The sequence below is a fragment of the Vibrio maritimus genome, assembly GCF_021441885.1.
Classification (GTDB): domain Bacteria; phylum Pseudomonadota; class Gammaproteobacteria; order Enterobacterales; family Vibrionaceae; genus Vibrio; species Vibrio maritimus_B.
In genome coordinates this window covers 1,005,368-1,031,529 of the sequence record NZ_CP090439.1, presented here as the reverse complement: position 1 = coordinate 1,031,529, position 26,162 = coordinate 1,005,368, and the positions used below count along the sequence as shown (strand labels likewise).

General features: G+C 46.1%; 28 protein-coding genes. 16 read left to right on the top strand and 12 right to left on the bottom strand.

The features are described 5' to 3' along the window. Positions 1-73: 73 nt before the first annotated feature. The 3 genes from LY387_RS21070 to LY387_RS21060 all read right to left on the bottom strand — a co-directional run bounded on the left by LY387_RS21070 (position 74) and on the right by LY387_RS21060 (position 3,325). Positions 74-1,462 (bottom strand): SLC13 family permease, encoded by a 1,389-nt coding sequence (locus LY387_RS21070; RefSeq protein WP_234496182.1) that lies wholly within the window; start codon positions 1,460-1,462, stop codon positions 74-76. Positions 1,463-1,769: 307 nt separating this feature from the next. Then, positions 1,770-2,618, bottom strand: coding sequence for an alpha/beta fold hydrolase (locus tag LY387_RS21065; RefSeq protein ID WP_042469718.1), 849 nt, complete (start codon positions 2,616-2,618; stop codon positions 1,770-1,772). 116 nt (positions 2,619-2,734) lie between these two features. Further along, entirely contained in the window at positions 2,735-3,325 is a 591-nt protein-coding gene (locus LY387_RS21060) for a TetR/AcrR family transcriptional regulator (RefSeq protein WP_234497805.1), read from the bottom strand. 134 nt (positions 3,326-3,459) lie between these two features. On the opposite strand from LY387_RS21060, the gene LY387_RS21055 reads away from it, so the two are divergent. The 4 genes from LY387_RS21055 (at position 3,460) to LY387_RS21040 (ending at position 6,925) form a co-directional block, all read left to right on the top strand. Continuing rightward, positions 3,460-4,416, top strand: a complete 957-nt coding sequence (locus LY387_RS21055) for an AEC family transporter (RefSeq protein ID WP_234496181.1) — start codon at positions 3,460-3,462, stop codon at positions 4,414-4,416. 174 nt (positions 4,417-4,590) lie between these two features. Then, on the top strand, positions 4,591-5,382 hold the full coding sequence (gene thiM, locus LY387_RS21050; protein ID WP_234496180.1) for a hydroxyethylthiazole kinase: 792 nt from the start codon (positions 4,591-4,593) through the stop codon (positions 5,380-5,382). 8 nt (positions 5,383-5,390) lie between these two features. After that, positions 5,391-6,020, top strand: coding sequence for a thiamine phosphate synthase (gene thiE / locus LY387_RS21045; protein WP_234496179.1), 630 nt, complete (start codon positions 5,391-5,393; stop codon positions 6,018-6,020). Between the two features lie 38 nt (positions 6,021-6,058). Beyond that, positions 6,059-6,925 carry a glycerol kinase gene (locus LY387_RS21040; RefSeq protein ID WP_234496178.1) on the top strand — a complete coding sequence of 289 codons (867 nt, stop codon included), beginning with the start codon at positions 6,059-6,061 and terminating at the stop codon, positions 6,923-6,925. Here LY387_RS21040 and LY387_RS21035 read toward each other — a convergent pair. Then, the gene (locus tag LY387_RS21035) at positions 6,922-7,482 is read right to left on the bottom strand and encodes an SPOR domain-containing protein (protein WP_234496177.1); all 561 of its coding nucleotides are present in this window, start codon (positions 7,480-7,482) and stop codon (positions 6,922-6,924) included. The two genes, LY387_RS21040 and LY387_RS21035, sit on opposite strands and share 4 nt — an antisense overlap. A 245-nt stretch (positions 7,483-7,727) precedes the next feature. Between LY387_RS21035 and nhaD the strand changes: the two genes are divergently transcribed. Continuing rightward, complete coding sequence (nhaD, locus tag LY387_RS21030; RefSeq protein ID WP_234496176.1) at positions 7,728-9,170, top strand: sodium:proton antiporter NhaD; 1,443 nt, start codon at positions 7,728-7,730, stop codon at positions 9,168-9,170. 57 nt (positions 9,171-9,227) lie between these two features. Here nhaD and LY387_RS21025 read toward each other — a convergent pair whose 3' ends face one another. Continuing rightward, entirely contained in the window at positions 9,228-9,662 is a 435-nt protein-coding gene (locus LY387_RS21025) for a DUF962 domain-containing protein (protein WP_234496175.1), read from the bottom strand. A 183-nt stretch (positions 9,663-9,845) separates the two neighbouring features. Here LY387_RS21025 and LY387_RS21020 point away from each other — a divergent pair, with 183 nt between their 5' ends. The 4 genes from LY387_RS21020 to LY387_RS21005 all read left to right on the top strand — a co-directional run bounded on the left by LY387_RS21020 (position 9,846) and on the right by LY387_RS21005 (position 13,825). Beyond that, a complete protein-coding gene (locus LY387_RS21020) occupies positions 9,846-10,850 on the top strand; it encodes a linear amide C-N hydrolase (RefSeq protein WP_234496174.1) in 1,005 nt (334 codons plus the stop codon). Between the two features lie 197 nt (positions 10,851-11,047). Beyond that, positions 11,048-12,163 carry a DUF1254 domain-containing protein gene (locus tag LY387_RS21015; protein WP_234496173.1) on the top strand — a complete coding sequence of 372 codons (1,116 nt, stop codon included), beginning with the start codon at positions 11,048-11,050 and terminating at the stop codon, positions 12,161-12,163. Positions 12,164-12,397: 234 nt separating this feature from the next. Then, a complete protein-coding gene (locus LY387_RS21010) occupies positions 12,398-13,285 on the top strand; it encodes a LysR family transcriptional regulator (RefSeq protein WP_234496172.1) in 888 nt (295 codons plus the stop codon). Then, positions 13,286-13,825: a hydrolase gene (locus tag LY387_RS21005; RefSeq protein WP_234496171.1), complete on the top strand. Its 540-nt coding sequence runs from the start codon at positions 13,286-13,288 to the stop codon at positions 13,823-13,825. On the opposite strand, the gene LY387_RS21000 is transcribed toward LY387_RS21005, so the two are convergent. Next, entirely contained in the window at positions 13,818-15,275 is a 1,458-nt protein-coding gene (locus tag LY387_RS21000; RefSeq protein WP_234496170.1) for a PLP-dependent aminotransferase family protein, read from the bottom strand. The genes LY387_RS21005 and LY387_RS21000 overlap by 8 nt on opposite strands. A gap of 90 nt (positions 15,276-15,365) precedes the next feature. Between LY387_RS21000 and LY387_RS20995 the strand changes: the two genes are divergently transcribed. Continuing rightward, positions 15,366-16,037 carry a pyridoxamine 5'-phosphate oxidase family protein gene (locus tag LY387_RS20995; RefSeq protein WP_234496169.1) on the top strand — a complete coding sequence of 224 codons (672 nt, stop codon included), beginning with the start codon at positions 15,366-15,368 and terminating at the stop codon, positions 16,035-16,037. 65 nt (positions 16,038-16,102) lie between these two features. Here LY387_RS20995 and LY387_RS20990 read toward each other — a convergent pair whose 3' ends face one another. Then, complete coding sequence (locus LY387_RS20990; RefSeq protein ID WP_234496168.1) at positions 16,103-16,267, bottom strand: hypothetical protein; 165 nt, start codon at positions 16,265-16,267, stop codon at positions 16,103-16,105. A 256-nt stretch (positions 16,268-16,523) separates the two neighbouring features. On the opposite strand from LY387_RS20990, the gene LY387_RS20985 reads away from it, so the two are divergent. The 3 genes from LY387_RS20985 (at position 16,524) to LY387_RS20975 (ending at position 19,026) form a co-directional block, all read left to right on the top strand. Then, entirely contained in the window at positions 16,524-17,597 is a 1,074-nt protein-coding gene (locus tag LY387_RS20985; RefSeq protein WP_234497804.1) for an acyltransferase, read from the top strand. Positions 17,598-17,682: 85 nt separating this feature from the next. Further along, the gene (locus LY387_RS20980; RefSeq protein ID WP_234496167.1) at positions 17,683-18,408 is read left to right on the top strand and encodes a nitroreductase family protein; all 726 of its coding nucleotides are present in this window, start codon (positions 17,683-17,685) and stop codon (positions 18,406-18,408) included. Between the two features lie 144 nt (positions 18,409-18,552). Beyond that, positions 18,553-19,026, top strand: coding sequence for a Dps family protein (locus LY387_RS20975; RefSeq protein WP_234496166.1), 474 nt, complete (start codon positions 18,553-18,555; stop codon positions 19,024-19,026). A gap of 79 nt (positions 19,027-19,105) precedes the next feature. Here the strand turns inward: LY387_RS20975 and LY387_RS20970 are convergent, their stop codons facing one another. Further along, positions 19,106-19,900, bottom strand: coding sequence for a hypothetical protein (locus LY387_RS20970; RefSeq protein ID WP_234496165.1), 795 nt, complete (start codon positions 19,898-19,900; stop codon positions 19,106-19,108). An 89-nt stretch (positions 19,901-19,989) separates the two neighbouring features. After that, on the bottom strand, positions 19,990-20,874 hold the full coding sequence (locus tag LY387_RS20965; RefSeq protein ID WP_234496164.1) for a LysR family transcriptional regulator: 885 nt from the start codon (positions 20,872-20,874) through the stop codon (positions 19,990-19,992). 131 nt (positions 20,875-21,005) lie between these two features. Here LY387_RS20965 and LY387_RS20960 point away from each other — a divergent pair, with 131 nt between their 5' ends. Together LY387_RS20960 and LY387_RS20955 are read left to right on the top strand one after the other, a co-directional pair. Next, entirely contained in the window at positions 21,006-21,953 is a 948-nt protein-coding gene (locus LY387_RS20960; protein WP_234496163.1) for an aldo/keto reductase, read from the top strand. A 9-nt stretch (positions 21,954-21,962) separates the two neighbouring features. Then, a complete protein-coding gene (locus tag LY387_RS20955) occupies positions 21,963-22,358 on the top strand; it encodes a GlcG/HbpS family heme-binding protein (protein WP_419153471.1) in 396 nt (131 codons plus the stop codon). A gap of 343 nt (positions 22,359-22,701) precedes the next feature. Here the strand turns inward: LY387_RS20955 and LY387_RS20950 are convergent, their stop codons facing one another. From LY387_RS20950 to LY387_RS20940, 3 genes are all read right to left on the bottom strand, one after another. After that, positions 22,702-24,090 (bottom strand): MATE family efflux transporter, encoded by a 1,389-nt coding sequence (locus LY387_RS20950; protein ID WP_234496161.1) that lies wholly within the window; start codon positions 24,088-24,090, stop codon positions 22,702-22,704. Positions 24,091-24,170: 80 nt separating this feature from the next. Further along, positions 24,171-24,716, bottom strand: a complete 546-nt coding sequence (locus LY387_RS20945) for an NADPH-dependent FMN reductase (RefSeq protein WP_234496160.1) — start codon at positions 24,714-24,716, stop codon at positions 24,171-24,173. A 7-nt stretch (positions 24,717-24,723) separates the two neighbouring features. Continuing rightward, a complete protein-coding gene (locus LY387_RS20940; protein ID WP_128648852.1) occupies positions 24,724-25,137 on the bottom strand; it encodes a VOC family protein in 414 nt (137 codons plus the stop codon). A 115-nt stretch (positions 25,138-25,252) separates the two neighbouring features. Between LY387_RS20940 and LY387_RS20935 the strand changes: the two genes are divergently transcribed. Then, on the top strand, positions 25,253-26,158 hold the full coding sequence (locus LY387_RS20935) for a LysR family transcriptional regulator (RefSeq protein ID WP_234496159.1): 906 nt from the start codon (positions 25,253-25,255) through the stop codon (positions 26,156-26,158). Positions 26,159-26,162 lie beyond the last annotated feature (4 nt).

Here is a 26,162-nt window from a genome sequence, read left to right as displayed (position 1 = left end):
CGATCAAATTAAAAGCCCCCAGCTACCTATCACAGTAACTGGGGGCAATTTTTTTATCGATATTTTTAGAACGTTAAGCCCAGAAAGTCACAGCAATCAGGGTTAACGCGCCGATACAAGCAATGTTAAGTAAGATGCCGATTCGCATCATCTCTTGCTGCTTAATATGACCCGAAGCAAACACGATCGCGTTTGGAGGTGTCGCTACTGGCAACATAAACGCACATGACGCCGCAACGGCGATAAGCACCGATAGAATCACAGGTGACATACCAAAGGCTTCTGCAACGCTAGCAAACACGGGGATTAACAGGGCGGCACTCGCGGTATTACTCGCAAACTCAGTTAGGAACACGACGAAAGCGGCAATCACCAAGATAATGAACAACATGCTAAATTGAGAGATTAACTCGCTCAACTCATTCGCCAAGAACACACTTGTTCCCGTCGCTTTCAATACATTGCTAAGACAGATACCACCACCGAATAGCAGCAAGACGCCCCAGTCCGCGGTTTTCTCGATATCTTTCCAGTGAACCACGCGGGCAAAGTTAACGGCGACAATCGCGCCTAGTGCGACAATGGTGTCGAACTTAGCATAGCCACCTAGCATGGCATTGATTGGCTTACTAAAGATCCAGAAGAACACGGTTAAGCCAAAAATTAGCAAGGTAACAACTTTACCCTTGTCCCAACTCACTGGTTCATGATTGATTTCAAACTCACCATCGAGCTTTGGCTTAAGCACAAAGAAGAGCACGGCTAAAGCTATCGGTAACAAGATAAACGCGGTAGGCAAGCCAAATGCCATCCAGTCCGTAAATGTCATACCAATTTCGGCTGCAGCAATCGCGTTTGGCGGGCTACCAACCATAGTCGCAATACCACCGATGCTGGCGCTATAAGCAATACCAAGTAACACAAACACGTAAGTGTTGTGACCACTTTCTTCATTCACTTTACTCAGTACACCAAGTACAAGGGGTAACATCATAGCTGCGGTTGCGGTATTGCTGATCCACATCGACAGCAATGCAGTCACGCCAAAAAGCATAAACACGGCAACGCTCATACGACCTTTTGCCATAACCAACACTTTATCTGCGACCACCTTGTCTAACCCTTGCCTGTGCATCGCTGCCGCTAGGGCAAAGCCACCAAGGAATAAAAAAATGATTGAGTTGGCAAAGTTATTCAATGCAGTCTGGGTATCAAAAACATTAAACAATACCGCTATGACGGGCACCAGAACCGCCGTGACGGTAACGTGTAAAGCTTCCGTGAGCCAGAGCACAGCGATAAACGTTAAAATACTAATGCCAAGCACAACATTAGGCTCAAAAGGCAGGGTGGTGTAGAGCACGTAAAACAGAACAATATCAGCAAGAATGATTAGGCTGTTGCGGTTAAAAAACCATTCTCGGGTATTGGAGGGTAAGGGGACACTATCGTTTCTATTCATTATTATGGCTTCCTTTAGTCAATGGGCGGATGCTCCCTTGAGGGGCTAGCTCAAGATGAGCGCCCTTGAAACCACAAACATCACTAAGATATTGATCAATAACCTACTGAAAGTAGATAACTACCGTGAGTTTTGACTCGATATAGTAATTTGTTTTGAGACAAGAACCCAACACTCAGCACGGATGTAAGTGGGACCAGAATATGATCCCACATACCCAACCATTTACATAATACGAATCTATCAATTCGTTAACCACATCAACATTATGGATACATAAACGTAACCTTGATCAAATCGTTGAAGATTATGACGTTAGCGTGTCAAACGCCGCTTTCGCTTCATCACTGTGCATGACTCGACCGTGTCCTTGACCTTGCGTCGTGATCAGCGTAACTAAAGGCATTTCTTTTGCTGCTTTTTCTGACACTGAGTATTTTGTGAATCGGTCTTTTTCGTCATGTACGATCATGGTTGGTGCCGTTCGGCGACCTAACTTGTTGTATGGATCAATTGAAGTAATTGGATAGTGATACTGGTTTTGAATATCATCTACGACTGCTTCAAACAGTCGCATCGAGTACCCTGAACGCGCTACGCTACCAAAAAGGTTATCGAGGTAATCGAGAACCGGCGCAATAAGTAGCAGTGGCTTGTCTTGAAGCTTGGCATGTTTACATTCAATCGCAGCCGCCGTTCCCATACTGTGACCAACTAAACCCGCCACTTCTTCTTCACTATCCAGCAATCCTTCCAAGCCGCCAACGAAGGCTGGAATATGTCCGTAAGCACCTTCACTTTGTCCGTGAGCCGGGTGGTCGTATGCAAGAGCGGTATAACCTTTGCTGGCGATATGCTCCATAAGCGGAAAGAACTGGCTCGCTGTCCCAGACCAGCCATGTGTTAGCAACCAAACCGGCCCTGTACCCACGCGATAAGTCTTAAGTACACCCTCAGAGGTACTCACTTCCGAGATGATTAAACCTTTCGGCTCTGCATTCTTCGGCTTTGAACGAACTGGGGTTAGAAGCAGTTTCTTAGCGGTGCGTTTCGCATGATTTGGCGCAAGTTTATGGTGAGCTCGAGTAGTAAGGTTCACCATTTTCTTCTTGAAACTGAATTTCTTCGATGTATTGAAGTAGATTTTATCACTCATGACTGACTGTCCTTATTATCCTCGTCATCCTCGGATAGTTGTATTGTTGAGCTTACATTTAGAACGACCGTGCTTTTTTAAGTTAGCGTTTTACGCTGCCGTTCCATATAAAAGAGTTATTGAGATATCGACCAAGATTGCATGGAAGTGTCAACGCTAGTCCAAAATCGCTGACTGCTCTCCTGCTCACCCACCAGCGAGTAGAAAACGTGCGCACTTAAGTAATGCCCATAGAGCTCAAACGCGGCTTGTTGCGGGTCTAGTGTCGAACTGAATTCACCGCTATCGATCCCCTTTTGTATTTGTATCGTCAAATAGTGGATCCAACGGTGAATGGCTTTCCTCAGTGCTTGTTGAAGTTCATCTTGCTGGCTATCGCGCCACGCATCGATGAACATACAACTGCCCTGAAACGAATGATTCCAGCTCATCCAATTGTCGATAAGGTGCTTGAGTTTATGCTTAGCCATTTCATGATTGTGTTCACGAGCTGGCGAGATCACCCTAGCTTGAAACGTGGTATCCGCATGCTCGACAACCGCAACCTGCAGATTGACTTTGGAGTTAAAGTGAGCAAACAGACCACTCTTCGACATGTTGCATTGCTTAGCTAGCTCACCGATGGTCAGACTTTCTAGCCCATCTCTGCTCGCTATTTCAAATGCCTTCATCAAAATATGATCTTTTGTTAGCCGACCTTTACCCATAATCACCATCATCGATTTCGTCTGTATGACATCAATTTAGCACGGTCGTTCTATTTTGCAATCTGCGTTTATTTGTATGACAAGGTGTGAAATAATCACTCTGCCCCTATCCCCTAACAATATGGAAGTAAATCATGGATCTATTGATAGAACAGTTGTTGTTTTCACTTTCAATCACCGGTCCCATTTGCTTGCTGATTATTCTCGGCGTCGTCTTCAAACGTATTGGACTTATCAACGATAATTTTATCGAGGTGGCATCTAAGCTCGTCTTTAAAGTCACGCTTCCAACCATGCTGTTTCTGAGTATCGTGACCTCAGAGCACGACTTTTCCTCAGCCAAGCAGTTTCTCACCTTTGGCGTCATTGCTAGTGTCTTATTCTTCTTGTTCAGTTACCTCTCTGTCGGTACTTTATTCAAGAAATCCGCTGACCGAGGTGTGATAATTCAAGGCGCATTTAGAGCCAACACTGGCATCATAGGTATCGCTTACGTTGCCAACGCCTACGGCGAGAGAGGCATTGCCCTGGCCGCTTTGTATGTCGCAATAACGACCTTTATCTATAATGTTCAAGCCGTTATCTGCTTAACCCCCAAAGGGGCTGATTCAGGCACATCAGCAGGGAAGATCATGCTCACCACACTCACCAAAAACCCATTAATCATTGCGATATTGGCGGGCTTGGTTGTGTACCTACTCTCTATTCCTGTTCCCACTATCGTTGTGGATGCGGGTAACTACTTTGCCACGATGACGCTGCCACTCGCGCTCCTTTGTACAGGCGGTTCGCTAGACCTGAGCTCGATGAAAAAAGAGCAAGCGCCTACTTGGATCGCCAGTGGCTATAAGCTCGTGCTGGCGCCACTTGCGATTACACTCGCCGCTTTCCTAGCCGGATTTCGTGGTATCGAGCTAGGGATCCTGTTCTTTATGAATGCCTCTCCGGTTGCTGCTGCTAGCTATGTGATGGCACGCTCGATGGGTGGCAACTCGATACTTGCTGCCAATATCATTGCGTTGACCACTGTACTATCCACCGTAACTTGTACTCTAGGTATTCTGGTACTTTCTCTGTATGGGCTGATCTAGCCTCTCACCAAACTCTTATATAAAAGCATCACAGATCAGTGCTAGCCTAACCTTGGCTAGCACTATTTTTATATCCCAGTACAATGAATATACCTAAGTGACCTCAAGATGACGGATTCAGCGGTGGCTTGGGTAGATAAGCTGAAAAGCTCGAATGAGCCTTTGGAGAATAGAATGAATCAACAACAAATCGTCAGTGCCCTAAACAAAGTCCGCGAACAGAAACCGCTGGTAGTGAACATCACTAACTTCGTGGTCATGAACAACACAGCCAATGCATTATTAGCCGTTGGTGCTTCCCCTATCATGTCTCACTCAAAACAAGAAATGGCTGAGATGATGTCGTTCGCAGGTGCGCTAGTGATCAACATTGGTACGCTAGACAGCGTATGGCGTCCTGGAATGTTCTTTGCCGTAGAGCAAGCCAATGAGAACAACAAGCCAGTCATTCTAGACCCTGTGGGTTGCGGCGCGACCAAACTGCGCACCTCAACAGCTCGCCAGCTTGCTGAACTTGCAGACAGCCTGATTATTCGTGGTAACGCTTCCGAAATCATCGCTATGGCAGGTGAGAAATCGCAGAACAAAGGCGTTGATGCACTCGATGCCAGCGAAGCCGCGCTAAGTGCAGCTCGTGCCTTGGTCGACAGTTATGCGTGTAGCGTCGTTGTCTCTGGAGAAACCGACTACATCGTTACCAAAGAAAGCACCATCGCCCTAAACAACGGTCATGAGATGATGCCATACGTAACAGGCATGGGATGTTCGCTCTCTGCCGTTACTGGTGCATTTGCCGCAATTGGCGAGAAAAGTGGTGTTGCCGCAGCAGCAGTATTTAGTATCGCAGGCGAAATCGCTGCTGAGAAGTCGCAAGGACCAGGCTCATTACAAATGAACCTTCTTGATAGTCTCTACCAGATTACCGCTGAAGATATCGAGTCACGCCTTAACCTTCGCGAGCGCTAACAGACATTATGACACCAAATCCTTACCGACTCTATTTAGTAACGGATGAGAACCAAGACATAGACATACTCCTTCAAGTGGTTAAACAAGCTGTTGAGGGAGGCGTCACCATGGTTCAGCTTCGAGAAAAACACCATGATATTCGCACCTTCATCAGCAAAGCCAAGGCAGTAAAGCAAGTGTTAGAAGGTACCGGAGTTCCTCTCATTATCAACGATCGTGTGGATGTAGCATTAGCAGTTGAAGCCGAAGGCGTTCATTTAGGTCAAACGGATATGCCGGCTACTCTAGCGCGCAAGCTCATCGGTGATGACCGTATTTTGGGCTTGTCTATCGAGAGTGAAGCTCAGCTTGAAGAAGCGAAATCGCTACCCATCGATTACATCGGGCTCAGTGCCATCTTCGCTACTCCAACTAAGACCAATACCAAGACGCATTGGGGTCTCGATGGTTTGGCTGACACTCTTAAGAAAACAGCGCTGCCAGTCGTTGCCATCGGTGGTATTAATGAAGCTAATCTCACTGCTGTAGCGTCAACAGGCGTTCACGGTGTCGCCATAGTTTCTGCTATCAGTCATGCAGCGTCACCTAAAGATGCAGCCAGGAAACTACTCAATCTGATGGAAGTGGGTTCGTAAACTCATTCTTGATAAGCAAAGAGAAAAATAAGACGACTATGCACGATAAACTTTCCACCTCAGCCCTCGCAAAGCAGAGGCAACTCGAACCTAAAGCGCTTTTTAATGAGCTAAAACAGGTTGGGTACATCATTTGGCATGATTCAAGTTGGCTGTTGACCGATTTGGGTGCACGCTTTGGTGGCGAGTACAGAGAAAGTGAAAAGTATGGTCGTTTTATTGTTTGGCCTAGCAAATTGGTTTTGGATGAATCACTTAAAAGCGACAAATTACTGACAGCCACTCAGCTCGGAGAGCGCTTCGACCTTCCAGCAAAGAAGATCAACTTGCTTCTCAGTGAGCTTGGCTGGATCCAACGACAAGAATCCGACTGGGTTGTGACCATGCAGGGCTTGAGAGCCGGTGCTCAGCAACGTCGCGACAAGCAAAGCAACACTCAGTTTGCGGTGTGGCATCCTGCTGTGGCTCGTAACCATAGACTCAAACAGAGTGTGCTTGAGTTTAAAGGTGCGGATGCAGAATCGCATTCCACAGAGAAATCTTTCTCAAGTTTTCGACAGAAATTCGCCGCGAAACATAGGACGCTCGACGGTCACTATGTCCAGTCAAAAGGCGAATTGCTCATTGATAATTGGCTATATATGGCGGGCGTCGTTCACGCTTATCAAAGACAACTGCCCATTGAGCAAGATGTCGTGAGCGACTTCTATCTTCCTCAAGGCAAACTTTATCTGCAATACTGGGGCTCTGACAACGGACCGATTGACTCAAAAACCATTGAATCAACGCGCGCGCTTTACGAAGAGCATGACCTGCCCCTCATAGAAGTGTTCCCAGAAGATATCGACAACCTAGACAGTGTTTTGCCTAAAAAACTCAAGCCGTTTGGCATTAGCGCTTACTAAAAATAACACAAACAAGCTTGGTGACTATGCTGACCCGCAATCATATAGGGCGTTGAAGCAAGTACTGTGCTCACGGCTTCGTTATCAGATGATGGCGATGTTTTAGCGACTTGCTGCGTCTCGTTTGTGGACAGCTTAGTTGACGTCGAGCGAATAAAAGCGTCTTTATAGGTTTGTGTCGAACGCAGTTTCGCAAGCTCTTGTTTAGCCACGTCAAATGACTGGTAAGGCCCGATAAGACAGCGATCGCCTTTCATCTCTGGTTTTAACCAAATAGATTTGCTCACCTGTTTAGCCAAGTGTGCAGGTACATACCTCAAACTACCTGACTTCACGAATCCACACTGAATCCAAAAAGATTGGTCCGATTCATCGGGTTGAGTATTCCCCCACAAACCTTCGCCAATTGGGCACTCACTCTCAAGAACTGGAAATGGCAGCTTTGATTTGCTTGCGCTATCGCAGACAAATACATCCTGTGATGCTTGGGCGCTTGCTGTTACCGACACAAACAGAACGACTAGCAACGCAAATGCGCTTGACGCTTTTTTCCACATAAATCCTCCTTGAACAGAGTGAATAGTATGCGGTGCTGGACACTTCCTTCTGAAGCTTATTTAACACCTTCTATTTAGATTAGGCGCTAATCAAGCCTTGTCAAAAGATGGAACCGTTAACAAAAAATAGCCGTACGCGATGTGGCAGATTCGAGTCAGCTCACAACGAAGATGTTGAAATACCATTAAAATAACGTATCGCAATTGTTAGCGCCTGATTTTTTTAGCTTTTGAAGGATCAAAACATGAAGAAAATAAGTCGGTGGCCGACCCTTTTACTATCCCTTTTTTTCGCCACCTCTAGTTTCGCTTCCTCCGGGGCATCACACGATGCTTTTAACTTTACCCAATCCACAGTGGGCTACGCCTCATTACTGATCTTCGGTATCGCCTACACTCTCGTTATGATGGAGGAGTATTTAAAACTCAGAAAGTCAAAACCTGTCCTACTTGCCGCCGGTCTTATCTGGATACTCATTGGTTTTGTTTACAAAGACATGGGACAAATAGAGGTTGCCAAGTCCGCACTAGAGCATAACCTGCTTGAGTACGCCGAGCTCTTATTGTTCCTATTAGTCGCCATGACCTATATATCAGCTATGGAAGAGCGGAGGCTTTTCGATGCTCTGCAATCTTGGATGGTGGGTAAAGGCTTTGATTTCCGCTCACTATTTTGGATAACCGGGATACTTTCGTTCTTTATCTCTCCCATTGCCGATAACCTGACCACAGCGCTATTAATGTGTGCCGTCGTTATGAAGGTAGGTGGTAGCAACCTTAAGTTCGTTAACATTGCCTGTATCAACATTGTTGTCGCGGCCAACGCTGGCGGGGCATTTAGTCCATTTGGTGATATAACTACCTTGATGGTTTGGCAAGCAGGTCATGTGGCATTCTCTGAATTTATGCCACTGTTTGTGCCTTCAGTCGTTAACTACTTAGTTCCTGCTGTCATCATGTCGTTCTTTGTGCCCAAGACAAAACCTGACGCTGTACATACACACGTTGAACTAAAACGCGGTGCCTTTAGGATTGTTGGGCTGTTTATTCTCACCATCGCAACCGCCGTGGCGTTCCACGCTGTGCTTCATTTCCCACCTGTAATGGGAATGATGATGGGCTTAGCTTATCTCCAGTTCTTCGGCTTTTTCCTTCGCAAAACCTTACCGACGTCTATCGCTAAAAAGAAAGCAATCGCCATTGCCAACAATGATGAAGCGGCACTGAAAGCACTTGGTTCTATCGTTCCATTTGACGTATTCAGACGTGTATCTCACGCAGAGTGGGACACACTACTCTTCTTCTATGGGGTAGTCATGTGTGTAGGTGGTTTAAGCTTGCTCGGTTATCTCAGCGTCGTTTCAGAGATCATGTATACCCAATGGGATCCTATCTGGGCGAACGTGATGGTGGGTATTCTGTCTGCTATCGTCGATAACATCCCGGTCATGTTTGCAGTATTAACTATGAGCCCTGAGCTCTCGATGGGGAACTGGTTGTTGGTTACTCTTACCGCAGGGGTTGGTGGTAGCCTTCTCTCTGTTGGTAGTGCGGCAGGTGTTGCGTTAATGGGAGCCGCACACGGCAAATACACCTTCTTTGGCCACTTAAAGTGGATGCCTGTGATCGCCATTGGTTATGCCGCGAGCATCTTTGTCCACCTTTCAATGAACGGCAGCTTATTCTAGCCGCCGCTTGTAGCTGGGATATCTGATAGAAACACTTAAGCCCCTCTATAGAGGGGTTTATTTTTGCCTGAAAACCCAAATAGGGCCAATGAGAAGAAATTGGATATCGTCGAAAAACGAGGGCTTTTTACCTTCGATTTTGTGTCCCACGAATTGCATGATCCACAGCACGACAAACAAGCCTATCGACAGATTGAGAATCGATACACCAAACCTATCCGCAAACGTGATCACGGCTAAACAAGCTATGGTAAACAGCAACATTTGAATAAACACCGAGCGAGACAGCCTAAAGTAAAAAAACATCACAGGGAGCATAACCAGCCACACCCAGTTAATGGCGACGCCACCAAGAGATACATGAGGAATGCACCATATGAGTCCCACGATCGATAAATAGATACCGGGGACAGCTACTTTGTGTATTTTTCTGTTGGTGCTGTTCTGGTGGCTTTCTCCGTATGCACCTAGCCATTGCTGTAACGACTTCATTCTACTTCCTTGTTGTTTATGACAGTTGTTTTCGATTGGTGTTAAAACTCTAGACTAAAATCCGTTACTCTTCCTCCTCACACAAGCCTATTAGCAATACTTAAAGGTGCTAATTTAACCTAATCGCCATTTCCTCTTACTATGACCTCAACGAAACAAACTACTCCACCAAGTGAGGTCATTATGAACAAATCAGTCCTTAGCCTAGCTCTCGTTGCAACCCTATCTGCCGGTTACGTTGCCGATACTGTCGCATGTACATCAGCAATCTATAACAACGGAGAGGCAAGCCTAACAGTAAGAACCATGGACTGGTTCGGTCACGATGACGCCATCGTTGTCGGCGCTGGCAAAGGCATCGCTAATCAGTATGGTGATACCGCGGTATCCATCAAAACAGAAAGCAAATATGCATCGCTAAAGATTAAGTCATTCGCACCTCAACTGGTTGCTGAAGCGATGAATGAAAATGGCTTGGTTGCTCGTATCCTATACCTAGGTAACGATTACACTGAAATGGCACCTGACCGTGCGGGCGTGCCTGATGTCGCAGCCTCTCAGTTCCCAAACTACGCTGTCGATAACTTTGCATCTGTTGCCGATGTCGTTAGCAACCTAGATGACATCGACGTTATCCAAGACAAGGTCTGTGACCTACCAGGACACGAGAATGAGTGTATTGCAGCACCTGTACACTACCACCTTACCGATGCGAGCGGTGACAGCGCAGTCATCGAGTTTGTAAAAGGTGAGGTGAAGATTTACCACGGTGACGTGACAGAAGCTGCAAGCGTGCAATACCTGTCTAACGACCCTGAGTTTGGCTTCCATATAAACCTGGATAAAGAGCAAACGGAGTCGGGCTCAACAATTCGTGCCTACGACCGTCGCCTACGCGCCAAAGAAGTCATTGAAGATATGTATGCACGCAATGTCACTGACAACACCTCAGCGCTAAACAGCTTGAAAGCTGCCGGAGCATCAGTATTCGCAGGCTACGACCAACTGGACCCGTACGCAGATGATGTGTTCCCGACGCTTTGGACTATCTACACAGACCAAAATGCAAAGGAAATCTACCTAGACCGCTACGACACATGGCAAGTAGAGCAATATGACTTCACCATGTTTAACAATGATGAGGCGAAAGAGGTAGTACTTGGTGCACACCCAAGCGCTGACAAATAACCCGATTAAAGCTCACAAAAAGGCCCCCGCAAGGTGGTCTTTTGATATTCTCTTTATGCATATCAGTAATTGAAATTCATGATTTCAAAATATAATTACGACACCTTACTATAGCCACAGACCCAAGGAATGAAGTCGACACACTGCTTGAGCTTAATCACTGCAAGCACTTCAAACTTGAAATAAGGCTATCTAAGATGAAAAAACTTACTATTTTGGCAACGATTACCGCTTCTCTATTTGCAACCACGACCATGGCACATGACCTTGGTGATCACTTACCGAAGAAGGGACAACCAACCGCTTTGCAGCTTAAAAATGGTGGCACAACCAAGGTCAGCAAAGATAACTTCATCGCTGCTGAGTCAGATAAGTACTTCTTCGAGCAACAAGAGAAATCTGGCATCAATCACTTCACCCACGATCGACAACTGTTGACGATGGAGACACAAACCGTCGTTAGGCAGAACCGAGACACACTGTATTCAAAGTCAATCTGGGACACAAAAGGTGGTGTGACTTTTGAACTGCCAATCCTAGACAGCTATCAGGCACTTCAAGTGATTGATGAGCAGCATCGCACTGTCGCCGTACTTTATGCATCAGAAGGGCAAAACAAGGTGACGATCACGCCAGATATGCTCTCTTCAGGACAGCACGTTTGGGTTATCGCCCGCACTCAAGTGGCCTCCAATGATCCTGCTGACATCAAAGAAGGCAACCTTAAACAAGATATGATCAAAGGTACGGCATCATCTGCTGAACGCTACACGCCTAAAGGCTTTGATCAGTTTGATCGAGAAAAAGTTCGCTTAGCGCTGGAAGCGAACGTGCTCCAACTCGACTTTACCAAAGCAATGGGTGCCCCTGATGGCAAAACGCTGAAACCCGAGCAGCACTTAGTACCGCGCAAGGTGGAGCAGTTCCATGCGTTGGGTCTGACATCGATGGGCTTCGGCGGACTGCCTAGCGAACACGCTTACTACAAAGTACTTTTGGCAGACGACCGCTCAGGTCAGTGCCAGACTATGAACTTTGACGCGCCACCACTGGGTGAGAACGGTTTCTTCTCCATCACGACCTATGGTTCAGATGCGTATGTTCATACTGAAAAATTCGCTCTATCGAGTCGTAAAGATGAGTTGAAGGCGAACAAAGACGGCTCTTACACCGTGAACTTTAACTGTGGCGAGCAGGCAATCAACAATATTGATGTAGAAGAAGGTTGGACAGGTATCCTTCGCATGTACAAACCAAACTCAGACAAGCAAATTGTTAGCTATGCGAAAGGAGTAGAACAACCACACGGTTAATCTCGGTTAGCATCCACCCGCCTATCAAGAGCTCAACAGACGTTGGGCTTTTTTGATTTACAATGTAAAGACTGACTATAGCTGCGTTGACGTGGGATTACAGCCACTAGGAAACAACTTATCATTCAATAAGCTATCTTTAAATAAACTTTCTTTGAATAAACCATATTTAATGGTTTACGTCCTTACTACTTTCTTGCAGAGTAGACTTAGTCTTTGTTGTTGGTGGAACGCATGTTACTGAATACCGAGCGTCTTTTATATCTGGTTTCGATTGCCGAAACAGGTTCATTCTCTGCGGCAGCTCGCAAACTGGGCGTCAGCCCTTCGGCCGTGAATCAAGCAGTGCAAGCCATGGAGATCGATTTAGGGATCAGCGTGTTTGAGCGAGTGGCAGGAAAGGCACCCACGCTGACACCAGAAGGCAAGGTACTCTACTTCCAAGCATTAGAGATAGTACCAAGACTCAAAGCAATTGACCGCAAAGTGCAATCTTTACAGCGGGGTGAAGAGCCGACTATCACTGTTGCGACTCATAGCATGACCCTCTACCCGAGATTTGTAGAGGTTTTCGCAGAACTGACGCGTCAGTTCCCTGAAGTCGACTTAGTGCTGGTCGATGCCGAAACTCACTCCCTCGCCATCGACAATGACGACGAGGGTGCCGATATCATGATTGCGCCAGGTGGACTTAGCCCTGCACGTGGTACCAATGTTCAGACTGTTGACACTATTGAATGGTGCTTTTTGGCTTCTCCAGATCACCCGCTCTCTAAATTACGCGGCGAAATCACCACCGAAGATCTTGAACAATACCCACAGATCCTGTCATTAGAGGGTAAGGTCGCCACCAGCGAACTGATTGAATCGCTCCGCTACAGCCCCAGACTAATTCGTTACGAAAATCACTATCAACTGCAAGATATGTTGCTTCAAGGTATCGGCTATGTCGCTTACCCTACGAAACTCGCCCAACCGTTTATCGACCATGGTCTAGTTACCAAACTCAATGTCGGTCGCTATGATGGTTCTTTAGTATGGCCCGTTGATTTGTCTTGGCGCAGCGGATTAGGCAGTGCAGGCACTTGGTTTGTCGAACAAATATTAGATCAGGAGAACTAGATGTTAGAGCAGAACAACACGCAACTAATGATCATAGATGTGCAGGGAAAACTTGCGCAGCTGATGCACGACAAAGAGACACTGTTTAACAACCTCAATACGCTCACTAAAGCCGCAAGTCTCATGGAACTCCCTATTATCTGGGTCGAGCAGATCCCAGATAAACTCGGACCAACGATTGAAGAAATCAGTCAAGAGCTTAGCCATCAAACTCCAATTGCAAAAGACGTGTTTAGTGCTTGGGGGGAGGCGAATGTCCGAGAGACAACAAACGCGAGTGACAGAAAACAGGTTTTACTCGTGGGTATAGAAGCGCACATCTGTGTTCATCAGACGGCCTGTGATCTATTGCAAGCAGGTTATGAAGTACACCTAGTTACGGATGCGGTCTCCTCTCGAACCCAAGCTAACAAAGATCTAGCGCTGAAACGCTTAGCTCAAGAGGGTGCTGTGCTCACCTCCACTGAAATGGCACTGTTCGAATTGCAGAAGGTTGCTCGCGGAGAGCAATTTAAATCACTGTTGAAGCTCATTAAGTAGTGACATTCAGTAGCGAATAGTAAAGCTGACTCAACGCCTTAATTTTCTCTGGTATCGCCTCTAATGGGGCGTTACCAAACCCGAGGACTACTGACCCAAACTCTCGCCGTTTTTCTACTGGTTCGTAAAAGCGCATCGGTCTCACCACCATTCCAGCATCCTGCGCTTTCTCAGACAGCTCAACTTCATCAACGCCGCTTTGCCACTCAACCGTTACATGCAAACCCGCTCCTTGCGATACCACTTGCCAATCGCTGCCAAAAGACACTTGAATGCTTTGTCTTACTTGGCGGTACTTCTGTTCATACAATCGGCGCATCTTACGAATATGCCTTACCAATGCCCCCTCGCTAATAAAATCCGCTAAAGCCGCTTGAACGAGAGCTGGCGTATCTCCAGACAGCGCATCTTTTATTTCCAAACACAATTGCACCATGTGGGGAGGAACGACCATATAGCCAACGCGCAGCGAATTAAACATCACTTTGCTCATCGAGCCTATATAGATCATTTTGTCCGCATTGCCGCTCTCCGCGGCTAAGCCCTGCATGCTGCGAAATGGACGACTATCAAACTGAAACTCACTGTCATAGTCATCTTCAATAATCCATGATTGATTGGTCTGCGCCCACTCTATGAGCTGCAAACGTTGCTCCGTTTGAATAGAACATCCTATCGGGTATTGATTGCTCGGCGTTAAGTAAATACCTGTTGAATCACTGCTAAGCACACGTTGGATATCCAACCCTTTGCTTGCCTCAACATCGACGTAGTCATAGTCGATGTTGAAGGTATCCAACACCTTAACGACCTGTCGATAGCCAGGGAACTCCACCAGAAAGCCTCGATGAGGTTTGAGTCTTTGGGTTGCTAGTAGTGCTATCGCAATCGACTGCTGCGCACCCGACGTAACGATGATTTGATTCGGATGGCAGACAACACTTCGACTTCCTGTTAGGTAGCGATGGAGTGCTTCCCTTAGCGTCACTAGCCCCTGTAAGTCTTGATTTCCAAGTAACGCACTACGACTGCTATGACGTTGTAACAGCCGATTCCAAGCGCTCATTGGAAATGAGGCAAGTTCAGCAACGCCAGGCGCAAATAACCCATTGTTTGGCGTATTGTCGTCTCCGAATTCTGCGGATGGCACTACCTGCTCCGTTGTCAGGTATTGCTCTGGGAGCGACACTGCAACATAGAAACCGCTGTTTGGTTTCGCTATTAAATACCCCTCCGCAACAAGCTGCTCGTAGGTTTGAATCACAGTGTTGCGACTGAGCTTAAGCTGACTAGCCAACGTCCGGGTAGAAGGCAGCTTTGCACCTGAAGCCCAGAAGCCCTTTAAAATACGCGTTCGTATTTGCTCAAAAAGGGTTTGCTGAAGTGTTGTACCGCTAGAGGTCAAAGACGATACCTGTAAAGTCAACTCACTAGAATCAATAGCACTCAAACTGGATCCACCATTTATCTTATTCTGGACCTAAACAGAGTACCAAAATATTCTTAATCTGGCTGTAAAGGATTAAGGAGGAGAAAGTACATGCTGTCACAAACACAACGAACACAAATCAAAAAAGGGGCTCACAAAGCGGTGCTAGAGGAGCAAGCTCTTTACGATATTATCGATGAGTCGCTTATCGCGCACATAGCCATAAACCAAGACAACAGTCCGATCATCATTCCGATGCTGGCTTGGCGTGTAGATAACAGAGTTTACGTTCACGGAGCGAAGAACAGCCGTCTCATTCGAGCGCTAAAATCTGGTCAGAAAACGTGTCTCACCTTTACATTATTTGACGGTTGGGTGTTAGCGAGGTCAGCGTTTCACCATAGTGCTCACTATCGAAGTGCCGTTGTGTTTGGGCAATTTGAGACCATTGATGACAACCAAGAAAAAGATCGAGTACTAAACTTCTTTATCGAACATATTGCTCCGGGCAGAACCGAGCAAGTAAGACTGAGTAATCAAAAAGAACTCACGGCCACAGACGTGCTTGCTATTGAACTCACCGAGGCTTCTGTGAAAATTGGACGTCACGGCGTCAATGACGACAAAGAAGATCTTGATGTCCCTGTCTGGGCTGGCATTTTGCCCTATCGAACGATAGTTGGACCGCTAGAGCCATGTGATGACCTCGCCGAGTGTATCGACACTCCGGATTATTCGAGCGCTTATGGAGACAGGTGGATTGGTAAACTCGACAACGAATGATGTCGCTTTACCCTAATGTCTTTTGCATTCTGAAGAGGTCGTCTAGAGCGCGGGACGACCTACCCTCATACTTGCAGCCAGCGCCATACCGCAATAGATAGAGCCGCCACCAGAATCAGTAAAAATACGCCAAGCTCTATAAGCCACTCTTTATCATTCCACCCCAAATACTCGATATCGCATTCATCGAGCTCGAAGCTAAAGTCTTCAAATTCATCTAACTGTTGCATAGCTGCCTCCCATAAATCGGATCCCATGCTATGCGGTAAGTTAACGCTATAAAATCAAATAATTTCTTCGCTCAGTTTAGAAAAAGTGAACGCTCAACAAGCGACAAGGAAATTACGACTCAGCACAAATTGTTGCAAAATTCTTGTTGTTGCACGCAAAATTATTGACGCTGAACACATCAGTAATACACATAAATGCTAATGTGGTCAGGTTCCAATTACATTGCAGAGCCATTTATAAGATATGCAGCAAGCTATTAAAAAATCAGAAAAAATTGCGAGTTTCGAGCTAGCTCGAGTGATCGCTTTAGTGGCTATTATTTCTATTCACTGTCAGTTGTTTATGGACTACGGCTACATTGATGAAGAGCCCTGGTTAAACTTTGTCACCAACCAAGCCGCACGATTCGCTGTGCCGCTGTTTTTCCTTATTGCCGGTTATCTCATCTATCCAAAGCTGAATGCCGCTCCGTACAAAACGGCGAGAGACTACTGCATACCGCTGATGGTGATTTGGTTAGTTTGGAGCATCATCCACCTCCTATTGCCGTTTAACTTGGGTGTTGTCGCAGAACAAGGTTATCTAGCGGAGCGACAAGGGTACTGGCAATATCTAATGCAAGCACCTCTAAACTCCTTGTTTGAAGGCGGATTAGTTCACCTGTGGTTTATTCCATCCTTGGCTATAGCAGTCTTGATGATTGCTTGGTTTGTTGACAATAAATGTCGCAGACTGATCATTCCTTTTGCCGCCATTATTTATGTGTACGGACTTATCGCAGGAAGCTATGGCGTGATAACTGAGGTAGCAACGCCAATTTTTACCAGAAATGGTCCTTTCTTTAGCTTCTTGATGGTCGCCATTGGATTCGAAGCCCGCCGTAATAATTGGTCCATGTCCGCAACAATCGCCCTTCTAATTGCTGCTGCAGGTATGTTGCTACATTTTGCAGAAGCTTATTATCTGCATGGAAAGGGGCAAATATTTAATATGAATGATTTTCTATTGGGTACGGCGATTTGGGCGACAGGTTTGTTCTTTTTCTTACTCGCTAAACCAAATCTCGGCAATCAGCCAATATGGCTAAAGCTCGGGCAGTGGGTGTTACCGATCTATGTAGTGCATCTGTTGGTCGTCATCTATATGAACAACTTGGTCGCCGTACTCGAGCTACAAACAGTCTCAGCTGATCTTGTCATCTTCTTTGGCACCCTAGTTGGCTCGGTCATCTTGATGTTCATCATCGAGAAAACCCCTATTTCGTTTGCCAAACTGCGCAGTATTAAGCTGAAAGGAAAACCCGTGGCAAACTGTCCATCTGCGAAGTAATTCCTCTCTGACTGAGCGCCATGTTACTTGTAGAGAGGCGAGATACCTGATAGAAAGGTGCCGATTACAAGCATCAGGTACAACCATGAATAACGCCTCTCCACTTGAACAACTCCTTAACTCTCGCCGCTCAGTTCGCAAATACGATGCTGAAGCGGCGTTTGACCATAATGCCGTACAGCGAGCACTTGAACACGCAACGCTTAGCCCTAACAGCAGCAATATGCAGATGTGGGCGTTTCATCGTGTCATCAGTGAAGATAAACGTCAGAAGCTTGCCGACATTTGTATGGGGCAAAATGCGGCGAAGACCGCCAATGAGCTGGTCGTAGTGACCGTTACTCCAGGTAAATGGAAACAGCGCGCCGCTATGAACGCCGACATTGTTCGAGCAAACTTTGCTGGCCGCGAAGATGAAACATCAAAGCGTGCATTTAAGTACTACGACAAGTTGATCCCTATGGTCTATAACAATGATGCGTGGGGTATTCGAGGCATGGTAAGAAAGCTCTACAGCTTTTGGTTAGGGCGCAACAAACCTATGGTGCGCGAAGTCAGCAAGCAAGATGTACGCGTGTGTCTTCACAAAAGCGCAGCACTGGCGTCTATGACCTTTATGCTTTCTATGCGAGAACAAGGCTATGACACATGCCCAATGGAAGGATTCGATTCCAAGCGAGCAAAAGCATTACTTGGTATCGCAGACCATGATGAGATCACGATGATCATCAGTTGCGGCGTGCGAACTGAAGAAGGCATCTACGGGGAGCGTCATCGTGTGCCTAATGAAGAAGTGATTATTTCCCACTAATCCCTAAAAAGAGACCTCATCAGGTCTCTTTTTAATAGTTTAAAACTATCAATACTATCCTTACAATCGATTATCCCGACCTCTGGAAACACCATATACTGACCCCAACAAAACAAGATTTCACTCTTCCCAGAGGACAGTATTATGACAAGCACTAACCTAATCGGCCTTGATAAAAACGCATCTCAGTTAATCGCAGTTGAGCTAAACCAATTACTCGCGAATTACCAGGTGTTGTACATGAACACTCGTGGTTACCACTGGAACATTAAGGGTGAGCAGTTCTTTGAACTCCATGTGAAATTTGAAGAAATCTACACCGACCTCCAGACCAAAATTGATGAGCTAGCGGAGCGTATTCTGACCATTGGTCATACTCCAGATCATTCGTTCAGTCGTTACCTTGAACAAAGCCAAATTGAAGAGCACCAAAATGCTTTCCGAGGCAAAGAATGTGTCACTGGGTTGGTTAATGGCTTCTCTGTGTTGATTCATCGTCAACGAGAGATCCTAGAGCAAGCCGCAGAAGCGAGTGATGAAGGTACCGCCGCACTGATGGGCGACTATATTCGCGAACAAGAAAAGCTGCTTTGGATGCTCAATGCTTACCTAAACTAATCAATAACATACAAGTCCAAAAGAGGTGCTTAGCGCACCTCTTTTTCCATTCTGCTTTCAATCAACGACCAAGCACTCGCTATTTCAATTGGGTTCCCACGTAAGCAATATTGCTCGAAAAAGCATAGTTCCCGTCCGGCCACTGCACCAATGGGTAATGATAACGCTTCGACTCGAAGATTTTCACAAGTCCCGGCAACATGTGCTGTAACTCTTCGCGCGTTTTGACACGCATTTCATCGTTTTCAAGATCGGCTTTAGACCCCAAGTACGCGGCCGTTCCCAAATAGAAGAACTCTATGGTTTTACATGCATCATCACAGGTAGGGTCGTCATATTTATACAGCCCTTGTTGCTCCGCTAACTGCCACTGTTTATAGATCTCACTGCGTTGCGTTTTACTATCACTAAACACCGCAGGTAAATAAGATTGCCATCCAGCATTGACAATAAGGTGATGAATCTCCTCTTGAGAAGCATCTCGTTGACGTTGTGGGTTAGTTTCATTAGCGGCTAGGTCCTGACCAACCATATGATCAAAATAAGGCTCTAGCTTATCAAACGCCTGATCACTAAATCCTTCGCTGCTCATCAACAAAGTCGCATGATTGCCCTGCAGTGGTACAATCAATCTTGGCTCATCAACCACGCCATCTTGATTATTATCAAGCCATTGCGCCGTCACGTTAGCAGCATGCTGTAATTTGCTATCCGCGACATGTTGGGTGGCACAAATGGTCACGGCATCAAAGATCTTTGCCTTCTTAGTAAAAAAATCACCCGGACAACCTGCCGTCGGCGCTTCCGCAGTAGAAAACTCCCCTGCACTAACCAAACTACTCAGTAAAGCGAGCACACCAAGGCTGTATCTCATCCCTGTCCCCTTATATCTATCGCGCGAGTTGCTTACATGTTAATCAACTAGTGCAGAATTACTGTATTAAGAGGTCAGCAAATGTAAGGCTAAGAAGCTTCAGATTCAGGAGCGAATTCTTGCAAGATAAACTCGATAAACTTGCTAAGTCGTTGCGAACAGTTAACGATAGGCGGATACAGCAAGTAAAAGTCATTCGACGTTGATATATGATCTGATAACACACTGACCAATTTACCACTGTCCACTTCTTTACGAACAAAGTAGTCCGGTGTGTAGATGATGCCTCTTGCTTCAAGAGCCTGCGTTTTTAGGATCAGATTATCGTTATTCTTAAGCCAACCACGAATTGGGTAATCACCGTCGGCAAATGACCAGGTCGCATCATCACTATTGTTCATGCAATCATGTTCGACCAACTGTTTTGGATGCGTGGGCACGCTCTTCTGCGAAAAATAGTCAGGAGAACCAGTCACCGCATGGCTATAAGAAAAGAGCTTTTTAGCAATCATATTTTCAGGTGGATTTCGCGTTGCTCGAAAAGCGAAATCGAAATTGTCTCTAACCAGATTAAAGCTCCGATAGCTGCATTCAACCTCAAACTGTATACCTGGGTGTTTATGACTGAACCGGCGGCATAAATCTAACAATACCCCTTGAGTAAACTGCATAGGTGCAGTAATTCGAATCGTCCCCTCGAGGCACTGATTTTCATATTCGGCTTTACGTTCAAGATCCACCAGCGTCTGTGAGATAGACTCCATCCCTGCCGCCACTCTCTCCCCTTGAGGCGTCAATCGAATGCTTCGTGTAGAACGAATCATCAAGCTATAGCCCAGCTCTTTTTCAAGCTGTTTGATTTGTGTCGAGAGATAGCCACGCGAGATATCTAGCGCGTCCGCAGCCTTGGTGAAACTGAGCTGTTTCGCTACTTCCGAAAATAACATCAGCCTTTCTATTTTCTTATGCTGCATTCACTTTACCTAACTCTGATCTCGCTCACTTGATTGTTTGTTATATCAAATAATGATTTTCATTGGCTATATTTTTCTTACCAATTTCTTCAGGCATTCTAGTGTCAGTCAAAATAAAATGGAGTCGCGAGATGTCTTCTCAAAATGTGAACAAAGGAAACCACTCTCAACTTATTTACGGTTGCATGGGGCTCGGTGGTGGATGGGATGATAGTCCTATTACCGCTAACCACATTCAACAAGCCCATCAAGTTATTGATACTGCAATTGAATCTGGAATTACCGTGTTCGATCATGCAGACATCTATACACGCGGCAAAGCGGAAAAAGTATTTGGCATCGCGCTAAAAGATCGCCCAGAGTTAGCCGACCAACTCACCATTCAGTCTAAGTGCGGTATTCGCTTCGCCGACGAAATCGGGCCAGGTCGATACGATTTTTCTAAAACGCATATTCTCAACATGGTTGATGGCATTCTTGAGCGTTTAGGCATTGAACAAATTGATACACTGCTCCTTCATCGTCCAGACCCACTGATGGTGCCAGAGGAAGTGGCAGAAGCGGTCGAGACGTTGCAACAGTCGGGTAAGATCCGTCAGTTGGGCGTGTCCAACATGAACTTGCACCAGATGACGTTGCTTCAATCAGCGCTATCTACACCTATCGTTTGTAATCAGTTAGAGATGAGCCTCACCAAACTAGACTGGCTTGAAGAGGGAGTCACCTCACATGCAAGCTCAACACTTGGCACGATAGAGTATTGCCGTAGCAACAACACAGAGCTACAGGCATGGGGCAGCCTAAGCCAAGGTTTATTCACGGGGCGCGATGTCAGTAACCAGCCAGAGGCCGTAAAAAATACTGCCGCTACGGTTGCTAAACTAGCAGCAAAATATCAAGTCTCTACAGAAGCTATCGTCTTAGGATGGTTATTGCGCCACCCAGCGAAGATTGCACCTGTGATCGGCACCACGAATGTTGACCGTATCCGAGCTTGTGCTCAGGCTGAGTCTTTCGAACTCACTCGTGAAGACTGGTATTCACTATTTGTCGCTGCTCGCGGCCAGCAAATGCCATAGGAAGGACAAATCATGACATTAGACCAAGCACAAAAGATACTGAACTTTATTCAAGCGTACGCGAACGAAAACAACCTGCACCTCGCCGCAGCGGTGACCGACAGTCACGGAGAACTAATTTCGTTCTTTAAAATGGATAATTGCAGTTTACAATCTGGCGTATTAGCCCCTAACAAAGCCTATACCGCCGCACGAGAACGCCAACCAAGTGGCAATCTCGGCAAATGGGCTCAAGAAACTGGAAAGGATATGGGCTACTGGACTGACACAAGATTCACTGGCCTTGGTGGCGGAGTGCCGGTCGAGGTTGATGGTAACGTCATTGGTGCGGTCGGCGTAAGTGGTATGAGCGAAGCCGAAGACGAAGCTTTAGCGAAACAGACAATAGCTCAAGTAATCTCTTAGCAAAAAGCTGAGGTATGACCACGTAATTTGCAGTTCGTATCACAACGAACAAAGAAGCCGAAGCACACCGCTTCGGTTTCCTTTTTTAAGGGACTTGCGGTCGCTGGACAATAGTGATTAAAACTTTTCTATTTGCGTTCATTTCTAACATCCCCATGTAGCCGTCATCCTCGCGAAAGTGAGGATCTCCTACCGCGTGTAGGTAACTGAAAAAAATCGACTAAGTCACTTAAATCAGCTTCGCGACGCGCTGAATGAGATCCCCTTTTTCAAGGGGATGACAGTAACTTTTTGGAGATGGTGTGAAACCGAAACGGAGCAAAACCCTCTGAGACTAAGCGATCTATTTCAAGAACTTGAAATCAGAGCGATAATCAGCCATAACTTTCGTGGTCGGCAACTTAGAACCACTTTCAAGCAGCCAGCGATTCAACACTTTGTATGCGTAAATACTTCCCAGTAAGTTCGCCAACGCTAGGGCTACCCAAATAGATTCAAGTGACCACCATGCTCCAAAGAGAGCCATGGGAATCGTTAATACAAGTGATTTAACAACCGTCAGTTGAAGCGACAGACGAGGCGCTTGCACACCATTAAAAAACGACGTTGTGATTAACAACAAGCCAAAACTTGGAAAGCTGATACCCACAATCCAAAAGTAGGGAGCACCAAGACTGATAACGTTAGAAGACTGAGTAAAGATCCCTAAGATTTCGTCTGAAAACAAACCAACGACAGCGAAAGCCAATAATCCCCAATAAACCGTCAATCGACCTGCATTCGCCACTGTTTGATCTAATCGCAGCCATTTTTTCGCCCCATAGTTTTGCGCGACAAACGGTGTCATCACGACACTTAGCGATAAGATCCCAACCAAAATCAAAGACTCTACCCTCGTCACAATACCAAACGCCGCCACCGCATCATCACCGTATTGGGCAACGCTTCGTGTAATTACGGCGATAGCAATTGGAGTGAGTATCTGCGCTGCAATAGCAGGACCTGCAATGACCATGACGCCTTTGAGATCGCTTATAGCTGTGCGTATGTCTCGTAAGAAAGCCAAAGAAAACAAAGATTCACGAACGATTAGACCTATCATCAATACCGCGATAACCAACCAAGACAGGACGGTTGCATACGCTGCACCGGCTAGACCCAACTCGGGGAAGAATCCAATACCAAATATTAAAAGATAGTCAAAAACCACATTGACGATACCGCCGATAGCCATAACGACCGTTGAGCGAATCATGACTCCCTTCGCCATCAACGCTGCATTACCAATGAGCCCAACTATCAAAGCAAACATGCCGACAAACAGAGGCATCATATAGATTTTTACCATAGGTAATATCTCTGCATTGGCTCCAACCGCTAGGAACAACTCATCAATAAAAACTAGGCCAATACCCGCAAGGCAAAATGTCAGCAGCACAAATGATAGGACTGAAATGGTGGTTAACTGCCTTGCCTTTTCTGATCGTTGTTCACCCAGCGCTCTGGCGACAGAAGATGAAACTCCGGCGGCGGCACCCATAAAAAATGCCACGAGGAAAAAATAGACAGGATAGGCATAACTCATTGCAGCAAGTGGCTTGGTACCGAGCTTTCCAACAAAGTAGGTATCGATAAGTTGAAACAGAAAGGTCATTAGCATGCCAAATGCGGCAGGTGCTGCCATAGTGACAAGTGTTGTTCGAACAGGCGCAGTTAGTATCTTATCATCCATCGTTTCATCCCTTTTACTCTGGTTCTTACAGGGTTAGGGTCGCCAAATCCCATGGCAACTCATCTAAACTCATTCGATAGCTATTCGATAAGAAGCTGAGCAACTGCGGACGACAGTTGATCCGCTAGGGTACCGTCGGTAATAGTTTGTGACTGCATATCAAAGTTGTCGTAAAAACTTGGAATAGAAACAGATGCTTTTACGTTAGCTGCAAAGTAAGGAGCTGAACCCGTCGCGGCAGCTAAAACACTCTGTGCACCGCCAGGTCCTGGTGATGTCGCCAAATACACAACTGGTTTGTTTTGAAATACCTGCATATTGATACGCGATGTCCAATCAAACAGGTTTTTGTACGCTGCGGTATAGGAGCCGTTATGCTCAGCGAAGGACACTATAACCGCATCTGCTTCACCAATGAGCTGATAGAAGCGCTGTGCTTCTTCTGGAATACCTGATGCCTTTTCACGATCCTCACTATAAAGCGCTGATCCAAAATCACTAATATTAATAAGATTCACTTCTGCACCATCAACAAGACTCGCGGCATAAGCGGCCAGAGTTTGGTTGATTGAGTTGCTGCTATTGCTGGCACCAAATGCCAAGATGTTTTTTGTAGTAGTCATCATATGTTCCTTAATTTTTGTATGCGCCTAAACCAACGTACTCAATAAACTCAATCACATTGTCGTCAGGATCTCGGATAAAAAACGAAGTGCCCGTCGGGTGGTTCATGGGTTCACCACTAAGCGGAATATTCAACTCAGCGAGGTTCGCTAACACTTCCTCTGCACTCGATACCTCAATCGCAACGTGGGTGTAACCGGTATATTTTTCTGGCACATCCATTAAGCGATTGAGCGTTTCACCAGGTGCTGCATTGAGAATAAAATTGATGTTAATGCCGCTTGGATGCTCAACAATCGCAACAGGCTCAGGGCCTGTTGGGCCTGCGATATACTCAAACCCGAGTTTGGCGTAAAAGTCTCTCGACTGTTCAAAGTCACTCACTCGAATTCCAATGTGATTCACTCGGCTGATCTGCTTCATGGTTACACTCCATTGCTTACCTTGTTATCGTTAAATTCAGTTTAATTGCTAGCCATTAGGAAATTAATGACTAGAATGAAAAATCATTATTTCCAAATGACTAGGAATAGTAGGCATGTATAACGGGAAGTTACTGGATGGATTTGTTGTGTTTGTCGAGGTCGTCGAGAGCGGCAGTTTCACCATTGCCGCAGAGCGAACGCAACATTCGACTTCCTATATCAGTAAGGAAGTCACCAAGCTCGAAGAGCGTTTAGGTGTGAGACTGCTGCAGCGCACCACTCGCACTCTTAAGTTAACTCCTGAAGGTGAAAGCTTCTACCAGCGAGCACGTGATGTCGTAGATGCGGCCAAAGCGGCAGAAGAATTGGTCTCTGGCAGTCAGATGGAGCCGACAGGACTTTTGAAGATCACCTGCCCTGTGGCTGTTGGTTTAACCATGATGAAGTCGGTGTTTACTGAATACGCCAAGCTTTATCCAAAAGTGACCTTAGATATCGACTTGAGCGACAAAAAAGCCGACGTGATAGAACAGGGAATCGATATCGCCATTCGCGCTTCAGACCGACTGGAAGATTCATCACTGATTAGCCGTAAGCTGTTTTCAGATACAGGATTAACCATCGCTTCTCCTGACTATCTCGCAAAACATGGCACACCTGTAAATCCTCAGGAACTGTCTCAGCACGATATCATCAGCTACAGCTACGCCAAAAACCCAAAACGCTGGGTGTATGAAGACTTAGAAGGGAAAGAGTGTGTCGTCGATATCAACAGCAGAATTATCGTTAATAGCGCTCAAATGGAGTTAGAGATGTGCAAAGCCGGACTTGGGATCACTCGCTTACCCCGTTTTTATCTTGGCAACGAGTTAGAAACAGGCGAACTTACCGAGCTATTTTCAGATTACCCAAAGCACCAATTAGGCGCTTACATGGTCTACCCAAGCCGAAAGCACATGTCAGCTAAGGTACGCGCCTTTAAAGAGTTAGTTGAAAAGACGCTCACGCGAAATGAGTAGATAG